Raw genomic sequence first — 18,986 nt, forward strand, 5'->3', positions numbered from 1 at the left:
GAATAACGGATTTCGTAACGGATTGATAAAGAACGGATAAAGGATTGGCTATGGAATTATCCCCAAGAGACAAAGACAAATTATTGCTGTTTACCGCGGCGCTGGTTGCTGAGCGGCGCTTAGCGCGCGGCATCAAGCTCAATTATCCCGAGGCGAGCGCTTACATTTCGGCGGCAATCATGGAAGGGGCGCGCGAGGGCAAAACCGTGGCGCAGTTGATGAGCGAAGGCCGCAGCCTGCTGAGCAAACAACAAGTGATGGACGGCATTGCTGAGCTGCTTGAAGAGGTGCAAGTCGAAGCGACGTTTCCTGATGGCACCAAGCTTGTGACTGTACATCAGCCGATTCAATAGGAGGCACGATGAAACCGGGAGAATACCAACTTAAATCTTCGCCCATCACGCTCAATGCAGGGCGTGTGGTGGTGACCATTTCGGTGGTGAATCATGGCGATCGGCCCATTCAGGTTGGCAGCCATTACCATTTTTATGAAACCAACCCGGCGCTGGATTTTGACCGCGAACAAACCAAGGGTATGCGCCTTAATATCGCCGCGGGCACGGCAGTGCGTTTTGAGCCAGGGCAAAGTCGCAGCGTTGAGTTGGTGGCAATGGCGGGCGAGCGCGAAGTGTACGGCTTTCGCGGTCAAATCATGGGCAAATTGTAAACGCTAAGGAGAGCGCAATGGCACAAATAACTCGCCAAGCTTACGCCGATATGTACGGTCCAACCGTCGGTGACAAAGTGCGACTGGCGGATACCGAGCTTTGGATTGAAGTCGAGGAGGATTTCACCACCTACGGCGATGAAGTCAAATTTGGCGGCGGCAAAGTGATTCGCGATGGTATGGGGCAAGGGCAGAAATGCCGCAGCGAGGTGGTGGATTGCGTAATAACCAACGCCTTGATTCTTGATCACTGGGGAATCGTCAAAGCCGATATCGGCATTAAAGATGGCAACATCGCCGCGATTGGCAAAGCCGGTAACAGCGATATTCAACCTGATGTGACGATTCATATCGGTGCCAGCACCGAAGTCATTGCCGGTGAAGGTCATATCGTGACCGCAGGTGCCATCGATGCTCACATCCATTTTATCTGCCCGCAGCAAATCGAAGAGGCGCTGATGTCGGGTACCACCACTATGATTGGCGGCGGCACAGGGCCTGCCACCGGTACTAACGCCACGACGTGTACGCCGGGTGCGTGGAATTTGTCGCAGATGCTGCGCAGCACCGATTTGCTGCCGATGAATTTTGGTTTTTTGGGCAAAGGCAACGCCAGTTTGCCCGAAGCCCTTGCCGAGCAGCTCGAAGCGGGCGCGTGCGGTTTAAAGCTGCATGAAGATTGGGGCACCACCCCAGCCTCGATTGATAACTGCTTAGCGGTGGCGGAAAAATATGACGTTCAGGTGGCCATTCACACCGATACACTTAATGAATCCGGCTTTGTTGAAGACACCTTAGCCGCGTTTAAAGATCGCACTATTCATACCTATCACACCGAAGGGGCAGGTGGTGGTCATGCTCCGGACATTATTGTCGCGTGCGGCCAGCCTAACGTGTTGCCGTCTTCGACCAACCCGACGCGCCCGTACACGGTCAATACCGTTGATGAGCATCTCGATATGTTGATGGTCTGTCACCACTTGGACCCGAATATTCCCGAAGATGTGGCGTTTGCCGACTCACGAATTCGTAAAGAGACCATCGCCGCGGAAGATATTTTGCACGACCTTGGCGCGTTTTCGATGATCGCATCCGACTCCCAAGCCATGGGCCGCGTCGGTGAGGTGATTTGCCGCACTTGGCAGACCGCGCACAAAATGAAGATCCAGCGCGGTTTTTTACCCGAAGATGAAGCGCGCCAAGCGGATAACTTTCGCGCCAAGCGTTTTATCGCCAAATACACGATCAATCCGGCGATTGCCCATGGCATCAGCCATCGGGTGGGGTCGCTGGAGGCGGGTAAACTGGCCGATATTGTGCTGTGGAAGCCGGCGTTTTTTGGTGTCAAGCCGGCGCTGATCATCAAAGGTGGGTTTATCGCCGCGGCGCCGATGGGCGATGCTAACGCTTCGATTCCAACCCCGCAGCCAGTGCATTATCGCTTGATGTTTGGCGGCTTTGGCAGTGCAGGCGCGGCGACGTCGGTGACCTTCACCAGCCAAGCTGCGGTCAACAATGGTCTGCGGCAAACGCTCAGTCTGCAGCGCCGCATTGAGGCGTGTATTCACTGTCGTGATGTGACCAAAAATGACATGGTGCACAACAGCTATATGCCAGTCATCCGTGTTGATCCGCAAACCTATGAGGTGATGGCCGATGGGGTGCTATTGACTTGCGATCCGGCGAGCGAGCTGCCACTCGCCCAGCGCTACGCACTGTTTTAAATGCGTTGCCTGAAGAATATCCATCTTATCGCCAGCATTGTTTACAACCTAGCACTGTTTATAACCCAGTATGGTTTACAACAAAGATGGCTGGCTAAATTGTTAAGGAGAACCAGTATGTTAAAAGTGGTTGGACGTTCCGAGCACTACCATGGCGCGGTATTGGATAATGTGGTTTTGCCCTATGCGCTGCGCCAGAAAGGACGCTTTCGTGCTCTCAGCCAATCGAACTTGGATGTCGGCTTTTTTCTCACTCGGGGCGACGTGCTCCATGACGGTGACTTTCTCCATACTGAATGTGGGCAAGTGCTGCAAGTGGTCGCTGAGAAAGAGGCGGTGGTGACTGCAAGCTGCAGCGATTGGCAGACTTTTGCAAAAGCGTGTTATCACATGGGCAATCGCCATGTCCCGATGGCCATTGGTGAACGCTGGCTGCGTTTTCAGCCCGACCATGTACTGCAAAATATGGTTGAGGTGCTTGGCTTAACCTGCCGCGCCCATCAAGCCGAGTTCACCCCCGAAAATGGCGCTTACCACAGCTCTCACGGCGGAGCTGGTGGTCACAGCCATCATCATGAGCACGATGATCACGGCCATTCCCATTCGGGGCACCATCACTGATGGAGATCCATGCGTTGCTTTCGGTGCTGCATTTAAGCAGCCCAAGCTTACCGATTGGCGCGTTCGCCTACAGCCAAGGGCTGGAAGGCGCGGTGGAGCTTGGGTTAGTCAACAACGAGGCCAGTTTAATCAAATGGCTTGAGCCGATTTTGACCCGCGCGCAAGCCAACCTTGATTTGCCTGTGCTGGCGCGCTGCTACCGAGCGTGGCAGCGAAACGACACCGAAACTACCGAAATTGCTCATTGGCAGGCGATTTTGCTCGCCAATCGCGAAACCGCAGAGCTGGTGATGGAGGAGCAAAAACTCGGTTTGACACTTCGCCGCTTGCTGAAAAGTCTAGATGTTGAGCTTAGCGAGCAAACCCAAGGCTTAAGCTACTTGCCTTTGTATGCCAAGGCTTGCGTGCATTTTCGCGTGCCGCTTGAGGCGGCGATGACCGGTTGGCTGTGGAGCTGGCTGGAAAATCAGGTGATGGCCGCATGTAAAACGGTGCCGCTGGGTCAAACCTCGGCGCAAACCGTGCTGCTGGCGTTAATGCCCGCTATTGAAGACGCCATCGCCCACGGGCTGGAGGTGGACGATGACGAGATCGGTTTGACACTACCCAACTTTGCCATGGTCAGCGCCTGGCATGAAACCCAATATTCACGACTGTTTAGGAGTTAAGGATGAGCTCAGAATGTTTACGTGTTGGCGTCGGCGGCCCAGTCGGCTCTGGCAAAACCGCGCTGCTGCGCCAACTGTGCAGCGCGATGCGCGAGCACTACGATTTGGCGGTGGTGACCAATGATATTTACACCAAAGAAGATGCCGAATTTTTAATGCGCCATGAGGCGCTTGAGTCGGACCGCATTATGGGGGTGGAAACGGGCGGCTGTCCGCACACCGCGATTCGCGAAGATGCGTCGATGAATCTTGCAGCGATTGATGAGTTGCTCCAGCGCCACCCCAATCTTGAGTTTGTGCTGGTGGAGAGCGGCGGCGATAACTTAAGCGCCACTTTTAGCCCTGAACTATCGGATTTAACCCTGTATGTGATTGATGTGTGCGCAGGCGACAAAATTCCGCGCAAAGGTGGGCCTGGGATCACTAAGTCAGATCTTCTGATCATCAACAAAACCGACCTTGCGCCTATGGTCAACGCCTCGCTTGAAGTAATGGAGCGCGACGCGCGCAAAATGCGCGGCGATAAGCCGTTTGTGTTTACTAACTTGATTCGCGGTGACGGCTTGCAAACCATCATCAATTTTATTGTGGAGCAAGGCATGCTCGCCAAGCGAGATGTCAATGTGCGGGTGACTGAGCCTGGGACCGCGCCCGAAACTGCAGTATAGCCGGCAAATCAGCTCGGTATTTTAACAACTGGATATCAAAAAATAGGGAGTATTTTATGGTTATTGGTACACGTCAATGGGTGCTCGCTGGCGCCGTGACTTTGCTCAGCGCGCCATGTTTTGCCCATGTAGGCCATCTTGGTGAACATGGTATGCAGGCGAGTTTTACAACTGGCTTTTTGCACCCGTTAACTGGGCTTGACCACTTAACGGCGCTGATACTGATTGGCATTTTTGCCGCCAGCTATTCAAGCCGTAAAGCAGCGCAGATTATCGGCTGCTTTGCCCTCGCGTTGATAGGCGGATTTTTTGTTGGCGTTGAGTGGTCGAGTGCTCATCAGGTGGAAGGTTTGGTGACCGTGTCACTTGTCATTCTGCCAATTGCGGTTTACGCGCTGCGTAAAGGCGGTGCGATGCGCTGGGTTGCGATGCTCGCCATCGCGGCATTTAGCGCCTGTCATGGACTGGTTCAAGGCGCGGAAGCGATTGGCGCAGTCAGCGAATTTGGCTTTGGCTCGCTTACCGCCAGTGTGTTGGTGATGACGGCAACCATGCTAATAGCGCGCTGGATAAAAAGCGCGAGCCGCGAGTTGCACTGCGCCAAGCGTCGCCGTAATTGAGCGGCGATCAGGTCTAGCAATCAATCGAATAAGCCAAAAGGGAAGTGTCAGCTTCCCTTTTGTCATCTGGCATTCATTGAGTGTTGGCTAAACGTTAAGCGGCAACAAGATCATCAACTTCGTTCATCAGCAGAGTGTAAGTCGCGCCATCGTCGGTGGTTACAGTTATGGTTGAATATTCATCGCTGTCGAAGTTAAGCTCTTCTAAGTAATCTTGTTGCGCGTCGCTCAGCGATGAAACGCTGGCGTCAAGGATATCCGCGCCGAATTCGACGTAGGTATCTTCAATAATCAGTCCTATTTCGCTTGTGCTATTTTGTTCGAGTGAATTTGCAGTGAGGCTAAGCGTCACGCCATCAGAGGTGATGATTTCAAAGTTTTCAAAATCGAGGTCATCGGTATCAACCAACAAGGTCAAAGTGTCGGTATCGTCACCCCCATCGACGTAGCGCAGTTGGTCGCTGCTGACGCTATGAGTTAAATCGTAGGTGAAGGTATCGCGATATTCACCTAAATCGACGTAAAACTCCGTCCACTGCGTTGAGGTGTCACGGCTGCCGTCGTCTTGGCTGGCGGTAAATGTCACTTTATCACTACCAAGGCCGGTATAGACTTCAAACAGGTTACTCCACGAATCACCATTACTATGCGGAGCAATAATGATATCGGTACTACTAACCATCTGATAGGTTATACCTTCATCAGCAGGATCACCGCGAGTATTGCGAGTATCGATATAGCCACGCTTAGCATCGTTGATAACTAATGTTTGATCTCCATCGTAGCCATATGGTTCAGCGGTGCCGTAATAGTCGTTAATAAAGTAAACATCGACAAAGTTATTGATCTCCACATAGCCTTCTTCAACGTCATACATGGCGATCTCTTTTAAGCCTTCTGCATTCCACGTACTTAAATTGGTAGCTTCAATACTGTACTCAAAGCAGTATACGCAGTAACGCTCTTCGGTTTTTGTCACGCTTAGAACATCATCAACATAGCCGTACACCCAAGTCCCTTCAGGCTGCGACTCTAGTGGGCCAGAAATGTACTCGAAAGTGGGTGAAAAACTGTTATCGGCGTTGAGATTTTGCGCCGAGCCGCTGCCGTCGGTGTTGGTGGTGCCGATATAGATAGTCATAAAGTTCTCCTCATTTCAGATAGCAAGGTTAACCAAGCGTCAGGTCGTCTACGCTATTCATCAGCAGAATGTAGGTGCCTTCCTCGGTCGTTACGCTGACTGAGTAGAATTCATCGCTGCTGATCCATGAATTAGAACCCCCGTTATAACTGTATTGCTGCCAGTCTGTGGTTGAGTCTAAATACTCGAGTTGCTCCTCACTCAATTCATAAATTTCAACGCTGGTGATGTCTTGCGAAAATTTAACAGAGGTATTGTTAATGATCAGTCCAAGCTCGGTTTGATTATTGGCAAGCAGTGATTGGTCTAGGTAAATACTGTTGTTGTTTGAACTGATAAGTTCAAAATTGACAAATTCTAAGTCGTCGGTGTCAACGCGTAGGAAAAGTGCGTCATTTCCGTCACCACCATCGACAAAACGCTGTTGGTCGTCATTCACGCTATGAGTTAACTCGTAGATAAAAATGTCGTTGTCTTCGCCAAGGTCAACTTTAAATTCGGTCCATTTGGTCGAGGTATCCGTCTCGCCATCTTGTTGTGACGTAAAATAGACGGTGTCTTCCGCGTAACCTGTGTAGATTTCAAATAGGTTACTCCAAGAAGCGCCATTACTGTGCGGCCGAATAGTAATATTCGACCAACAGGTGGTGGTGTCCATTTCATTATAACCGTCAAATGTGTAGCCGTAGTCCGGGCTATCTTCACTGAAGACACGAGGATTACCTTCCGAGTTTCTGGTATCGATGTAGCCTCGTTTAGCATCGTTGATGACAAGCTTTTGATACCCATCATGCCCGGTTCCCCAGATTCCGTAGTAGTCGGATATAAACGTAACATCGACAAAATTATTAATTTCTATGTAGCTGTCATCGAGGTTATATAGGGCAATTTCTTTTAAATTTGCTGAGTTCCAATTCGAAAGGTTGCTCGCTGCAAAGCTGTATTCAAAGTTAGCCACGCCAAATTTTTCTATGGTTTCAGTGATGCTTAGATTTTCATCGATGTAGCCATTCACCCACACACCTTCTAATGCCAGTTCGTCATCGTCTGGTCCGGAAATGGAGTCAAAGGGAATCAGAAAGCTATTAGCTGAACTGAGGTCTCTGGCTGACCCTGTGCCATCGGTATTGGTGGTGCCAACATAAACAGTCATATTCATTACTCCTTATATTTGCAGGGATATTGGATTTTTATAGGAGGAACTATTGGCAGTATAGGTAGCGCGAACTTGGCTTAGGTCAATCTGCGTATGATTGGTACTTTTATCCTCCTTTAGCGTGAGTAGGTATTTGGTTTAAGGGGGAAATAAGAATGGTTTCGCCAGTGATTAAAGCGCTTTGAGAAGGATCAATTTAGTCAATGCTAAATCAGGTTTTTGGATGAAAAACTCGCGGTCAAAGAGGGTAATTAAGATGAGTGCATTTTTCGTAGGTATTGATGAAGAAAACGGGTATCGATGCCTTTGATGCGCATCTTAAGCTCTAGTTGATGAATTTTTCCTAGTGCCACTCTTTGTTCCTTCGAATCGGGCTCACATTGCGCCACCAGATCGCAAAGCTCTAAAGCTTGATTACGTTGTTCAAGCTCTGGGGGAATAAAACCGGCGTTTTTTAATATTCGATACCCCATGCGTAAATGCTCGGGCACCATGCTGTCATCATCGATATTCAGTGGCTCGCCTTTACCGGGCAGATCGTCCATCTGTCCTTCATTTATTGCCTGTTGAATACGCCGCTCTGCCAGTTGGTCAAACAATATACTCATTGGTCTGTGGTTAAATTTAGGTTTGAGTGAGCTTTCGATTAGCTTACGCCTTCATTAATAACATTCAAGGCAAGGCGTAAAGATTTCGCCCAATTCTCAGCATCGATTGAAAATGAATGAAAAGAGGCTCAAAAAGAGCCTCGTTGTTTTAGGTGAGCTGGCCATGACTAAGCGATTAAGGCCAAGGATAATTGCCGGTTGCGATGCCTTGTTTATCAAAGCGTGCAACAATTGCTCGGCGGTATTTGACCACATCGGCGAGCGGTTTTTTGAGAATATTATCCACTTCCGCTGTCGTGTATGGCTTGGTTTTGCTTGGCTCGCCCCATTTATCATTGAGGTAGTTCATCAGGGTCGCTAACTCTTGATGAGACAGCCCAGATGATGCCACGCCAGGGACATTCATCAAATACACTCGACCTTGCTTATCGGCCATAAAAGTTCCTAAATAGCCGGGCAATGGTGGCACGCCGCCGGGTACCGAACCACCACCTTGCAGGGTATGACAGCCAGCGCATTTCAGAATGTAGTTCTGCTCTGGTGTGTTACCCAGCGCCTGGGCTGCAAGTGGCAAAATGCACGCACTCAAAAGTGCCAAGCGTGCACTCCATTTATGCACTTTCATGGTATTAACCTCCGCTACGGAGCTTATGCAATTCACCGTGAGTCAGTGGTTTTTGCTTATATTGGTCGATAAGTGCTTCACTTGGACCGCCTTTTAACTGGTTGACGTCATCGATAATATAGTGAGTGATTTGCACTAAATCGGCTGACGACAAGAAGCTTTGTGGTGGCATGGCAAACCCTTGATAGGTTTTACCTAACGACTCAATTTTTCCGCTCATTCCGCCTGTTACCACACCCGCGATATAGTTATCACGATGGGCGCCAAGCTTGGTCCATAAATCGGGGTTGTGTAACGAGGGGGCAAGCCCCTCGATACCGTGCGCATCAGCACCATGACAACCAGAGCAGTTGGCGGTAAACAGTTCTTGACCTGTTTGCGCCGCCGCTGCGCCAGACAACATGCAACCTACAATCAGTGCTAATGACACGCGTTTATTCATTGGCAAGCCCCACTAATGCAGCAACGGTACAGTGATAACCTTTATTGGTATTCGCCATACACCAGTTGATATCGTTATGAAGGCCCATACGGTATCCTGGGCGTTCTCGTTCACTATTGAGGCAAGACGTTGAGGTGTTCACAATAGCTTTACCACAGCAGTCGTTATACGACACTAAGTAGCTCTTGTTGTCGTTTGGATTGAGACAGGTGCCGATCCAAGCCACTTTCGATGCTTCAGAGCCAGGAGGGCAAGTAGAAATACTGCCGCCTGAGTTGGCGCACAAGTTGCCGTCTAGGGCACAGTAACGCCAATATTCACAGCTGGTGTCGTCATCGGTTGGACCTTCGGCGGCGTAAACTTTGCCCGAGCTGCGATCAAAAGGCAGCAGGGGTAATACGCTTGCGCCGACAAAGACTTTGCCCGCTTTCGACAAAAAGTTACGACGGCCAATATGACGGGCAGAGTGGCGAACGCTCTTCTCTGACAGCCTATCCATGGCATTAAAAATTATTTCGCTGAGTTTTTTCATAGAAGGTTCTCCACAACTCTTAGTGACTAACTGATACGGTTTGTTTTTCAGAGAAATCTTGCAGTGATTGATAGCCAGATTCCTTGGCATTAAAGAGGCTTTCAAGCTGTTCGCGGCTGTTGATTAGGCCTTTTGAGACAATGGCGCCGTTTTCATCCATCAACACCGAAAAGGGCAGCTTAGCAACGCGATAATTCAGCCCAAGTTGCTGTGACAACACATAAGGAATGGTGTCGAGTTTATGTTTGGCGATGAGTTCGCGCTGCGCTGGTTCATCACCATCACTGGCAAGCACCACGTTCAACCAAGACTGCTCTTGTTTTTGCAGACCACTCATTAGCGGCAGCAGCACTTTACAAATTGGACAGCTCGGTGAAACAAACAGCACCAATGTACTTTTTGGCTGCTGGCCGCCTAGGGTGACCATGCCTAAATTTAAACTCGGCAGAGTCATTGGTGCCGGGGTCTCGCCAAGTTCTGGTCCGTTATTGTTGATCATCGCGCCAACCGGTGTAATGCGTTCAAACAGAACACCTACTTGGCGTGATAGGGCCAAAAACGCCACGATCAGGCACACCACTAAGATAGACAGAATCGTCAGGGCGAAGAGTATTACAGTGTTCATTTAGAACTCCTTTTCTTGAGAAGCTTGATGGAGCTTTAACAGCGAATCTTGATTGTGCAGCAGTTGCTCGACCAGAAAATAACCAAGCCAAAGTACACAGCCGCTCATCAGTGCCACCAGTAATTCGGCAAGGTTGAGTGCTTGGTAATGCGTGACTAAAATTAAGCCAGTCAACGCGGCCAATACGCTATTGCGAACGATGGTTTTTCGCGATACCACCACAGGGGTGCCGCCGCAGCCGCAATCAATTTCACGATGATTATTCTTCAAGCTTTGCCACATCGCGCTGGTATAACATGCCAGCAGGATCAGCATCAGCCCCGCACCTAAATCGGTATATTGGGCGCTGATACTCATCAGTACCGCCGCGATTTCCGCACCGAGAAGCGCGGTTGCAATCGCCATACTGGCTTTATCGAGTTTGGGCGAATAGTTGGCGATATAGCCGGAAAAACGACGTAAATCAGAGGCTTTATGCAGCGCGGCTTGCGTAAATACCAACACCATGAAGGTGAGTAGCGTTAAGTGTAAGCACGCAATCCATGAGCTCATCATATTAATAATCCACCATCAGCATTTGGGTAAAGCCGCCAGCGTCTTCGATTTTATTGACTTCTTTACCTGCCAGAGGCGAGCCGCTAAAGGAGTATTTGGTCACAATGCCCCAGTCGGTTAAAGCAAATAGGTCTGGGCTTTTGGTTTGCGAAACCGCCAGTGAAATGGGTTCTTCGGCTTTCATGCGTGTCACGACTTTGTGCGTCTTCATGTTGACGCCCCAAATTTCAGTCGCGCCATCTTTATGGCTGCCTTCGTGACCGTCGGGGTGCATGGTGACAAACATGATGTCATTGGGTTTGTTGTAGGCGATCACTTCGTAGCCGCCGGGTACCCAACCACCGTCGATGCCTTTGGTATAGCTAAATTTTTCATCCAGTTTGGCGGTTTTGCCTGAATCGTCTAGCACGTACATATTGCCGTTGAACGAGGTGAACATTAGCTTGTTGCCATCACGTTGTGAGGTGATGAAAAGCGCGTCGCTGTCAGTATCAAAAATTTTGTCGCTTTTTGATGCTTCGTAGCTGCTCGCATCACTACTAAGTTGATAGCTCGTCACCGTACCATCACCGCATAGCGAGCTGAACTTGGTTGCATCTTGAGATGGGTAAATGCCCCAGCAGCCTGGCGTTGGGACTTCCAAGACCGCTTTATTGGTCGCAAGGTCGACCACGGACACTGACGCCGCTGGCGTGGCATTTTGTACGAACGCGTATTTATCGCCAGAAGAGAGACTAAATGTGTTTACGGTGGCAGACACTTGCGCCATTTTGGGCGAGGTTTCGATCTCTTTATCCAGCTTAAGCCCTTTAACGTCAAACTTTTGCACAACCGCATCGATATCCCCCCAAACAATGCGTTTTGGGTAAACCGAAGCGGTATAGAGTTTGGATTTATCTTTAGACAGCCCGAATTGCGAAATCAGCCCAGTTGAGATATTGCCTTTGGCTTTAAGATCATTGGAACCAAATACCGTGACCATGCTGGTACCGCTCCAACTTTGGTCCATGACGAACACATTTGGGCCGGGTTTTATCTCTTTTTCCACCGAGACATGGTCTGGAACGAACTGAGTCTCAGCCAGCGCGACGGGGGCTTGGGAGAATGCGCTACACACCAGCAGGCACACTAAAGTTTTTCTCATAGAATATTCCTTTTCAGATACAAGAAAGAGTGTTTAAGCAGTTACTTAATGAGCAAGCAGTGTACCAACACGCTGCGTAGTTGTTGCATTTGTAATCGATTTCAACATGCGATGTTAATAACTCACTGATTATCCTGATTAAATAAATTTATAAATGTAAAAATTTATTTAACATCAATGACTTATGTCATTTGGTGTTTTGAACCAAGAAGAAGCAAAATGCTTAGTTTTGGGGTTTCAAAATGGGGAGGAGATCACTTTGGTCAGACCGATGTAGCACTATGAATTACAAAGAAAAATTGACCGATGCCATTGTTCGTTAGCGAGAATGTCGCGTCCAAAAGTGCTCGAGATACGCATTTTGGTGCATTGATGTTGCCATCTGTATATGAGCGCGTACTGATAACAAAACCGCCAGTGGATAAGAATTGCGAGGCGGTTTTGAATAATCACTTTATGACGTAATTAAATCGGGCGCTTGACTGGTGGTATCAGGCTTAACGCATTTCAAAGTATTCACAGTGAAAACGTTGGCTTGGAAAGCCGCGTTTTGTCAGCCAAGTTTTTAATGCGTTAGCAAACCCACTTGGGCCACAAAACCAAATCGAGCGCTGGAGCAAATCCGGTACTTCTTGAGTTAATCGTTCGATATTGAGTTTTGGTTCGCTTCGATTATCAATCACATGCAGGATAATATTGGCTCGATTTGCTAGTGTATTTAGCTCGTCAATAAGCTCAGGATCTGGGCTCAGCGTGCAGTAATAAAGGCGAACATTTTGCTCGCATGGTTTTTTTGCACGTTCGGCTAGTATCGCCTTAAATGCGGCAATCCCCACGCCACCCGCGATCCAAACACTTGGTTTTTCATCGTCAAACTCAAAGCGGCCATAAGGGCCTTCTACTTGCAGTGTGTCGCCACACTGAACGCGAGTTTTCAGCTCGCAAGTAAAGTCGCCAAGTTCTTTGATCAGAAACTCGAGTTGCTGATTGTGTTCATCATAACTGGTGATGGTGAACGGGTGTGGTTGCTCATGGGCACATTTAAGGTAAGCGTATTGACCGCTTCGATGCCCTGGCCAGTCAGTTACTTTGACGGTTAAGCGGGTGGTTTTATTGATGCTGTGATAATCAACATCGACCACGTTGGCCAAATAGGTATGGCGTTGGCCGATGCGTCCAAATAGGCTATACAGCGCGGCGAGTGTGCCTATTATTGCCAGCGCAATCACGACATAGGTAATCGGTTGTGACCAATAAGTGCGTTTAATCAGCAATATTGAATGAAAGGCAACGGCGATAAAGCACAGCGCCATTAATTTGTGGGTAATCTTGAACGGTTTGTAGCCAATAGCGGAAACCAGTGCGATGACACTCAGCACTATCAGGGCATAGAAACTCCATTCTCCGGCTAACAATGCTTCAGGGCGCAGCGCGGCGACCCAAGCTTGCAGTGGTTCACCAGGCACATTCCAGCCACTATGACCATGATTAGGCGCGGCAATAACGCCCCAATCAATCAAATAACGCGGGCTTTTTACCAGCAACCAATGAAGTGTTGCTGTCACCACGGCGCTTATCCCAAGCCATTTGTGTAAATGATACGATTTATCCAGGCCATTGGTCATTCGTTCCACCCAAGCAAAGCGCATCACCAACAGCATTGCAATGCTCATCATAGAGAGGGCCAATAGACCCGTCAGTTGAATCAGTGAAGCGCGAACGCGGAAAAAGTCCTCGCTATTACTGACAACAAAATCACCTGCTGCTTGCCACCATATCAGGGAGATAGCAGCCAAAAATACCCCGATGGCGAACCATTGTTTACGCATCTTTTCCTCCTTGGTATTCCACCTTTGAGTTCCTGATATAAGGCTATCCCGCGCTTGGTAAAGCGACGCAAAGGATTCGTAAAGCCAGGTAAATTGGACTTAGGTTGATGAGGTAGGTCCGTGCGTACTTGGTGGAAAAAACAACAAATTTTGCTCAAAGCACAGAAGTGTTAGCGATATAGAATCTAATACTATATGGGTAAATGAATGTCACAATTTTCGTCTATATTAATTAGAAGAACTAAAGGGGCGAGGCGATTTGGATGCCAACCAACAGCAGTGAGGCGAGCGAAGAAGCCCAATGAAACAGTCACATTTTCACATACTTTGTATTGATGACGATGAGTTTATGCTTAAAGCGACTCATCGCTTGTTGAGACGGTTAAAGCCCGAGTGGAAAATGGACTTCATTTCAGACCCAACCTGCTGGCAGCAGAGTGTTGACCCAAGCGCTCCTCCCGAACTGATACTCAGCGATTTGTTGATGCCCAAGTTACAAGGCGACGAGTTACTCAAGCAAGTGGCAACGCGCTATCCAAGCACAGTGCGTGCGTTGATAACCGGCGATTCATCGCGAGATATTCCCGAACTTGCCGGCGCCAATGTGCACTTTATTTTGCCTAAACCGTTTACCGAGAGTGATTTTTCTTACGTGTTAGACAGTGTTGAGCGCCTGTACGATTTGCCGCTCAGTGATAAAGCGCGAAATCAGCTAGCTGGGCTTGAAGCCTTGCCGGTACTGCCATCGCGAATTCGCAAAATTAACCAAGCGTTGCGCGACCCGGATGCTGATGTGGGACACATAGCACTGATGGTGAGTGAAGAGCCAGCGTTGGTTGCGCGCTTACTGCAGCTAGCAAATTCGGCGTATTTGGGCTTTGGTAAGCAGACGATGTCGGTGGAAGTTGCGTTAAATCGTTTAGGTACCACAGTGACCAGTGCACTTGCAACCTGCATGCTGGCGCAAAAAGTGTTTAGCCAAGTGTCGGCGCAGGAGCATCAAAGTATTGTTGACCAACATCTTAAATTGGCTGGGCTAAGCCGCAATTTAAGTGAACAGCTTGGCGTTGCCAAAGCGCATCAAGAAAGTATTTATTTGGCCGCGTTAATGAGCGCATTGGGCGAGCTGGTGATCCGTGAAATGGGCACTCATCAGCAGGATATCGAAAGTCTCTCGACTATAGAACCCGGCCGCAGTGATGCGTTAGTGATTACCAGTTACATCTTAATTTTATGGGGCTACAGCCTAGAGATTGCTCAGATTGTACTCGAAAGTGAGGAGGAAATTGAACTCACAACATTGCCGCAAAGCGAGGGACAAATGATATGGCTGTGCCGTCAGTGGATGAAACAAGATAGTCAAACAAGTCGAAATCAATTTTGCCAGCAATTGGCACCCCAAATCGGCCACTTTTTTCAAGATTGGCCAGAATAATAAAATCAATGAGGAGTCACGTATGGGAATGTCTGTCACCGTTGTTGATGATTCAAAAATGTCGCGCCGCGCTGTTATTCGGGCTTTACCGGACGAGTTTAAGCTCGATTTGCATGAGGCTCAAAATGGTATGGAGGCGATCGCACTGTTTGAGGATGGCAAAGCCGATGTGATGTTTTTAGATTTAACCATGCCCGAAATGGACGGCTTTGAAGTACTCGCAAAACTCAAAGAGAGTCAAGCGCGAAACTTTGTATTTGTCATCAGTGCTGATATTCAACCTCAATCGCAACAAAAAGTCATGGAACTCGGCGCTGTACGTTTTTTGCACAAGCCTCTTGAGCCAGAGCAATTGAAAGTTGTGCTGAAAGAGGTAGGGCTACTATGAGCATTCAACTAACCGAAGATCATGAAGACTTTCTTAAAGAGTCACTCAATATTTCGATGGGTAAAGCGGCAAATAAGTTGGCGGAATTGATTGGTTTGCATGTGACTTTGTCGGTACCGCAAATCATGTTGGCGTCGCCAGAGCACCTTAATCGTCAACTGAGCTATGAAGAGACATTCCATTACACCCAGCAGTCGTTTTTTGGTGAGCTCAGCGGTGAAGTGATCACCTTGCTGGGAAAAGAAGGTGGAACCTTGCTGGCGCGCGAAATGTGCTCCCTTGAAGATGAGACGCAACTCCAAGACAGTGATTTGATTGATTGCATGTTGGATGTTTCCAATATTCTCTCTGGGGCAAGCTTGCGAGGTCTATGTCAGCAAGTGGAAATGAATACCAGGATTCAACCTCCGGTGATTTTGATTCCGTCGCGAACGCCGTTACCGATGGATAAATGGGATCAATCACTGATGCTGCAAGTTTCGTTTTTAATCGAAGCGGTCAAATTTGAATCGGAGACCATCATCTGCTTCGCCGATAACGGCTTGGTTCAGTTGCTGAGTCGTTTAGACGATTATCTACAAGAATAGGGAGCGACAATGAAATCCAAGTTGCTGCTGTCTGATTTGCTCAATCAAATGTCTTTTGCGTTATGTATTGTTAAGCGCGACTACAGCATTGTGATGGCCAACCAATATTTTTTGTCGCGAGTAAAAGGCATAAGTAACAATATTGTCGGTGAAAATTTACTCAAGTTATTCCCCGATTCCGCCAAGTTTTTAAAGCGAAAAGTGGATACCGCTTTCATGATTGAGTCGCCGAGTTTCTCTTCTTGGGAACAATCGCCCCATGTGCTGCCGTTTAAAACTTCAAGGCCAGTATCGGGTCGAGAAGAGCGCATGTACCAAGATTTAGAGTTGATTCCTATTCACAGTGAAAACGGGGTTTTAGAACATTTGTGTTTGTGCGTGTACGACTCAACAATCACCGCCAGTCAGCAAAAGGAATTGACTGATGTGACCAATCGGCTGCGCCAAGAGCATCAAGCATTAAAGCAAGCGCAAACGCAGCTTTTACAATCAGAGAAGATGGCCTCGATTGGCCAACTTTCAGCAGGGATCGCCCATGAAATCAATAACCCGATTGGTTTTATTACGTCAAATATGCAAACCCTTGATGACTATTTCAAAAAAATGACCGGTTTTATCGAGAGCGTGAATGCTCTGATGGCAGAGGAGGAGGCATCCGCGGTGCGAAGTAACATCGCCGAACTTTACGCCAACGCGCAACTGGATTTCATCATTGAGGATATCGCCGATCTTATCAGTGAATCGCTCGAAGGATCTTCTCGTGTGATGGCAATTGTAAAAAACCTCAAAGAATTTTCCCATGTCGACAGCGCCGATTGGGCCTGTGTCGATATTACCGAAGGCATTGACTCAACGCTTCGCATCATTAACAACGAAATCAAGTATCACATAGAGGTCGAGCGCCATTACGCCGCCAACACACCGAATATTTATTGTCAGCCAATGCAGCTTAACCAGGTATTTTTGAACATTTTGGTCAATGCCAGTCAGGCAATTAAAGAGCAAGGCGTCATTCGCGTCGATGTGGCGCCACTGAATGACGACAAAGTTGAAATCAAAATCTCGGATACGGGCTCTGGCATCGATAAAAAACACTTGGCATCGATATTTGAACCGTTTTTCACAACCAAACCAGTGGGGTCGGGGACGGGGCTTGGGTTATCGGTATCTTATGGCATTGTCCATGCCCATAACGGCAGCATTGAAGTGGAAAGTGAACTCAATGTAGGAACGACTTTTACCATAACTCTACCGGTTGCTGGTGCAAGTCAAGCCGAACACACCAAAGAGACTGAGTAGCTCGCATTAAAAAAGATAGGTGAATACATGGTGGCGTACGCAGAAATTCTGGTGGTAGATGATGAACCGCATATTTTACGAGCAATAGAGCGCGAGCTACGCACCAAGGTTGCGCGAATTCATACCGCAACTTCTGCCAAAGCAGGGTTGGATTTATTGGACAGAACCCATATTGATTTAGTGATCACCGATTATCGTATGCCGGTAATGAATGGCGCAGATTTTTTGTTGGCAGTGAATGCTAGTTATCCTGAAATACCGACCATTATGCTTTCCGGGCAAGCCGATATTGTCGGAGTGTCAGCGGCGCTCAATGCTGGGGCGCTGAATAAATACGTCAATAAGCCTTGGGATAAAGATGCCTTATTCTCGACCATATGCAGCACTTTAGAACAACATAAAGCGCGCTCTCAACGTGATAAGCTCACCGGTTGTTGGTCGGCGAGTGAGTTAACTCGGCGTTTTGAACAACTGGATGAGCACCCCCAAAGGCCTTGGTTGCTGGTGATGCTCGACATCGAAGATATGTCGAAAATCAACGACCAGCTTTCTGTTGTGGTTGGTAACCAAATTCTCAGTGATTGCGCCGCGCAGCTGAACGCCTTTCAATCGATTAAATGGTATCGAGCCGCCGATAAATTTATCTCTTTGCTTGAGTACTCCTCAGATGGTCACTACTTGCTAAAAAATATTCAAGTTTGGGTTGATAATCTGGCTCGCGAAACCGAATTAAACTTTAAAGTTAAATTACTACTGAGCGAGGTCAGTTCTTGGAGAAATAAGTCCATCAATCAATATAACATCGCCGCGCGTAAACAAAAGAGGCGTGAAATTACCGATAGAATGTATTGGTTGGAGGATAGTCAGGAGCAGCGTGATGTCATCGAACTGAAAGATGTCATTTCTGATATTGAAACCGCTCGTTTCGAAGCGTTTTTCCAGCCGCAGATGAATTTGGTTACCCAGCAGATCGATGGTTGTGAAGCTTTGGTTCGCCGCCGGTTATCTGATGGCGGTTTTCAAAGTCCGAATCTATTTATGCCGCTGCTGACTCAGCACCATCTGGTCGATGTCGTGACTGTCACTGTGTTTGAGCAAGTATTATCGTTAGTAAAAAGCTTACGTGAGCAAAATATTAAGCTGAAAGTCAGTTTTAACGTTACCCCGAAACAGTTGGAGAAAGGCTTTATTTATAACTTACTGCTGGGGTATTTAGACGACTATAAAGCCTGCATCGCTCAAGTGGGCATCGAGATGGTTGAAACGGATAAGATTGAAGATTTCGACGCGGTTCGCTATGAGTTGGAACGCCTGAAAAGCCTAGGCGTTACCGCAGCGCTCGATGACTTTGGCACCGGTTTTTCGGGTTTTGATTCGCTGTGCGACTTACCGTTTGATGCGGTCAAAATTGACGGTCGCTATGTTCGCTCGATAGGGACAAACGATAATAGCCGTGTGATTCTGCACTCCATCACTCAAAGCGCTAAAACTTTCAATATCGATATTGTTGCCGAATGGGTCGAAGAGCCAAATCAAATCGAGTACCTCAAAAACCAAGGCTGCACACATGCACAAGGTTATCTGATTAGCCCACCGCTATGTCGGCTCGATTTCCTCAATTATTTACACGACTACCAAGCTTAAGGGGACAC

The 18,986-nt window shown here is 48.2% G+C and carries 22 protein-coding genes; 12 read left to right on the forward strand and 10 right to left on the reverse strand.

Annotated features, from left to right (window positions below; genetic code table 11):
- Positions 1–50: 50 nt before the first annotated feature.
- From ureA to BLS03_RS10605, 7 genes are all read left to right on the forward strand, one after another.
- Positions 51–353, forward strand: a complete 303-nt coding sequence (gene ureA, locus BLS03_RS10575) for an urease subunit gamma (RefSeq protein ID WP_093273325.1) — start codon at positions 51–53, stop codon at positions 351–353.
- An 8-nt stretch (positions 354–361) separates the two neighbouring features.
- Positions 362–667 (forward strand): urease subunit beta, encoded by a 306-nt coding sequence (locus BLS03_RS10580; RefSeq protein ID WP_093273327.1) that lies wholly within the window; start codon positions 362–364, stop codon positions 665–667.
- A gap of 17 nt (positions 668–684) precedes the next feature.
- The gene (gene ureC, locus BLS03_RS10585; protein WP_093273330.1) at positions 685–2,391 is read left to right on the forward strand and encodes an urease subunit alpha; all 1,707 of its coding nucleotides are present in this window, start codon (positions 685–687) and stop codon (positions 2,389–2,391) included.
- 117 nt (positions 2,392–2,508) lie between these two features.
- Positions 2,509–3,012 carry an urease accessory protein UreE gene (ureE, locus tag BLS03_RS10590; RefSeq protein ID WP_093273332.1) on the forward strand — a complete coding sequence of 168 codons (504 nt, stop codon included), beginning with the start codon at positions 2,509–2,511 and terminating at the stop codon, positions 3,010–3,012.
- Positions 3,012–3,680 carry an urease accessory protein UreF gene (locus BLS03_RS10595; RefSeq protein ID WP_093273335.1) on the forward strand — a complete coding sequence of 223 codons (669 nt, stop codon included), beginning with the start codon at positions 3,012–3,014 and terminating at the stop codon, positions 3,678–3,680. The genes ureE and BLS03_RS10595 overlap by 1 nt, the downstream gene beginning before the upstream one ends.
- A gap of 2 nt (positions 3,681–3,682) precedes the next feature.
- Positions 3,683–4,348 (forward strand): urease accessory protein UreG, encoded by a 666-nt coding sequence (ureG, locus tag BLS03_RS10600; protein ID WP_093273337.1) that lies wholly within the window; start codon positions 3,683–3,685, stop codon positions 4,346–4,348.
- Between the two features lie 56 nt (positions 4,349–4,404).
- Complete coding sequence (locus tag BLS03_RS10605; RefSeq protein ID WP_093273341.1) at positions 4,405–4,968, forward strand: HupE/UreJ family protein; 564 nt, start codon at positions 4,405–4,407, stop codon at positions 4,966–4,968.
- A gap of 94 nt (positions 4,969–5,062) precedes the next feature.
- Here the strand turns inward: BLS03_RS10605 and BLS03_RS10610 are convergent, their stop codons facing one another.
- The 10 genes from BLS03_RS10610 to BLS03_RS10655 all read right to left on the reverse strand — a co-directional run bounded on the left by BLS03_RS10610 (position 5,063) and on the right by BLS03_RS10655 (position 13,625).
- Entirely contained in the window at positions 5,063–6,109 is a 1,047-nt protein-coding gene (locus tag BLS03_RS10610) for a hypothetical protein (protein ID WP_093273344.1), read from the reverse strand.
- 28 nt (positions 6,110–6,137) lie between these two features.
- Positions 6,138–7,262 (reverse strand): hypothetical protein, encoded by a 1,125-nt coding sequence (locus tag BLS03_RS10615; protein ID WP_093273346.1) that lies wholly within the window; start codon positions 7,260–7,262, stop codon positions 6,138–6,140.
- A 254-nt stretch (positions 7,263–7,516) separates the two neighbouring features.
- Positions 7,517–7,873 (reverse strand): DnaJ family domain-containing protein, encoded by a 357-nt coding sequence (locus BLS03_RS10620; RefSeq protein WP_093273349.1) that lies wholly within the window; start codon positions 7,871–7,873, stop codon positions 7,517–7,519.
- Positions 7,874–8,048: 175 nt separating this feature from the next.
- The gene (locus BLS03_RS25900; RefSeq protein WP_245696654.1) at positions 8,049–8,498 is read right to left on the reverse strand and encodes a hypothetical protein; all 450 of its coding nucleotides are present in this window, start codon (positions 8,496–8,498) and stop codon (positions 8,049–8,051) included.
- Positions 8,499–8,502: 4 nt separating this feature from the next.
- On the reverse strand, positions 8,503–8,940 hold the full coding sequence (locus BLS03_RS10630; protein ID WP_093273351.1) for a c-type cytochrome: 438 nt from the start codon (positions 8,938–8,940) through the stop codon (positions 8,503–8,505).
- Complete coding sequence (locus tag BLS03_RS10635; protein WP_093273354.1) at positions 8,933–9,472, reverse strand: methylamine dehydrogenase light chain; 540 nt, start codon at positions 9,470–9,472, stop codon at positions 8,933–8,935. Before BLS03_RS10635 ends, BLS03_RS10630 begins: the two co-directional genes overlap by 8 nt.
- Before the next feature lie 19 nt (positions 9,473–9,491).
- Positions 9,492–10,097 carry a thioredoxin domain-containing protein gene (locus tag BLS03_RS10640; protein ID WP_093273356.1) on the reverse strand — a complete coding sequence of 202 codons (606 nt, stop codon included), beginning with the start codon at positions 10,095–10,097 and terminating at the stop codon, positions 9,492–9,494.
- Complete coding sequence (locus BLS03_RS10645) at positions 10,098–10,652, reverse strand: MauE/DoxX family redox-associated membrane protein (protein ID WP_093273359.1); 555 nt, start codon at positions 10,650–10,652, stop codon at positions 10,098–10,100.
- Between the two features lies 1 nt (position 10,653).
- Complete coding sequence (locus tag BLS03_RS10650; protein ID WP_093273362.1) at positions 10,654–11,796, reverse strand: amine dehydrogenase large subunit; 1,143 nt, start codon at positions 11,794–11,796, stop codon at positions 10,654–10,656.
- A 497-nt stretch (positions 11,797–12,293) separates the two neighbouring features.
- Positions 12,294–13,625: a ferredoxin reductase family protein gene (locus BLS03_RS10655; RefSeq protein WP_093273364.1), complete on the reverse strand. Its 1,332-nt coding sequence runs from the start codon at positions 13,623–13,625 to the stop codon at positions 12,294–12,296.
- Positions 13,626–13,926: 301 nt separating this feature from the next.
- On the opposite strand from BLS03_RS10655, the gene BLS03_RS10660 reads away from it, so the two are divergent.
- Genes BLS03_RS10660 through BLS03_RS10680 form a run of 5 tightly spaced genes read left to right on the forward strand, consistent with a single transcriptional unit; the run spans position 13,927 to position 18,978 of the window.
- Positions 13,927–15,060, forward strand: a complete 1,134-nt coding sequence (locus BLS03_RS10660) for an HDOD domain-containing protein (protein WP_093273367.1) — start codon at positions 13,927–13,929, stop codon at positions 15,058–15,060.
- A 22-nt stretch (positions 15,061–15,082) separates the two neighbouring features.
- Entirely contained in the window at positions 15,083–15,448 is a 366-nt protein-coding gene (locus BLS03_RS10665; protein ID WP_093273369.1) for a response regulator, read from the forward strand.
- The gene (locus BLS03_RS10670; protein WP_093273372.1) at positions 15,445–16,035 is read left to right on the forward strand and encodes a chemotaxis protein CheC; all 591 of its coding nucleotides are present in this window, start codon (positions 15,445–15,447) and stop codon (positions 16,033–16,035) included. Before BLS03_RS10665 ends, BLS03_RS10670 begins: the two co-directional genes overlap by 4 nt.
- A gap of 9 nt (positions 16,036–16,044) precedes the next feature.
- The gene (locus tag BLS03_RS10675; protein ID WP_093273373.1) at positions 16,045–17,334 is read left to right on the forward strand and encodes a sensor histidine kinase; all 1,290 of its coding nucleotides are present in this window, start codon (positions 16,045–16,047) and stop codon (positions 17,332–17,334) included.
- A 27-nt stretch (positions 17,335–17,361) separates the two neighbouring features.
- A complete protein-coding gene (locus BLS03_RS10680; protein WP_093273376.1) occupies positions 17,362–18,978 on the forward strand; it encodes an EAL domain-containing protein in 1,617 nt (538 codons plus the stop codon).
- Positions 18,979–18,986: the final 8 nt, after the last annotated feature.

It is taken from the genome of Vibrio xiamenensis (assembly GCF_900100015.1).
GTDB classification, from domain to species: domain Bacteria; phylum Pseudomonadota; class Gammaproteobacteria; order Enterobacterales; family Vibrionaceae; genus Vibrio; species Vibrio xiamenensis.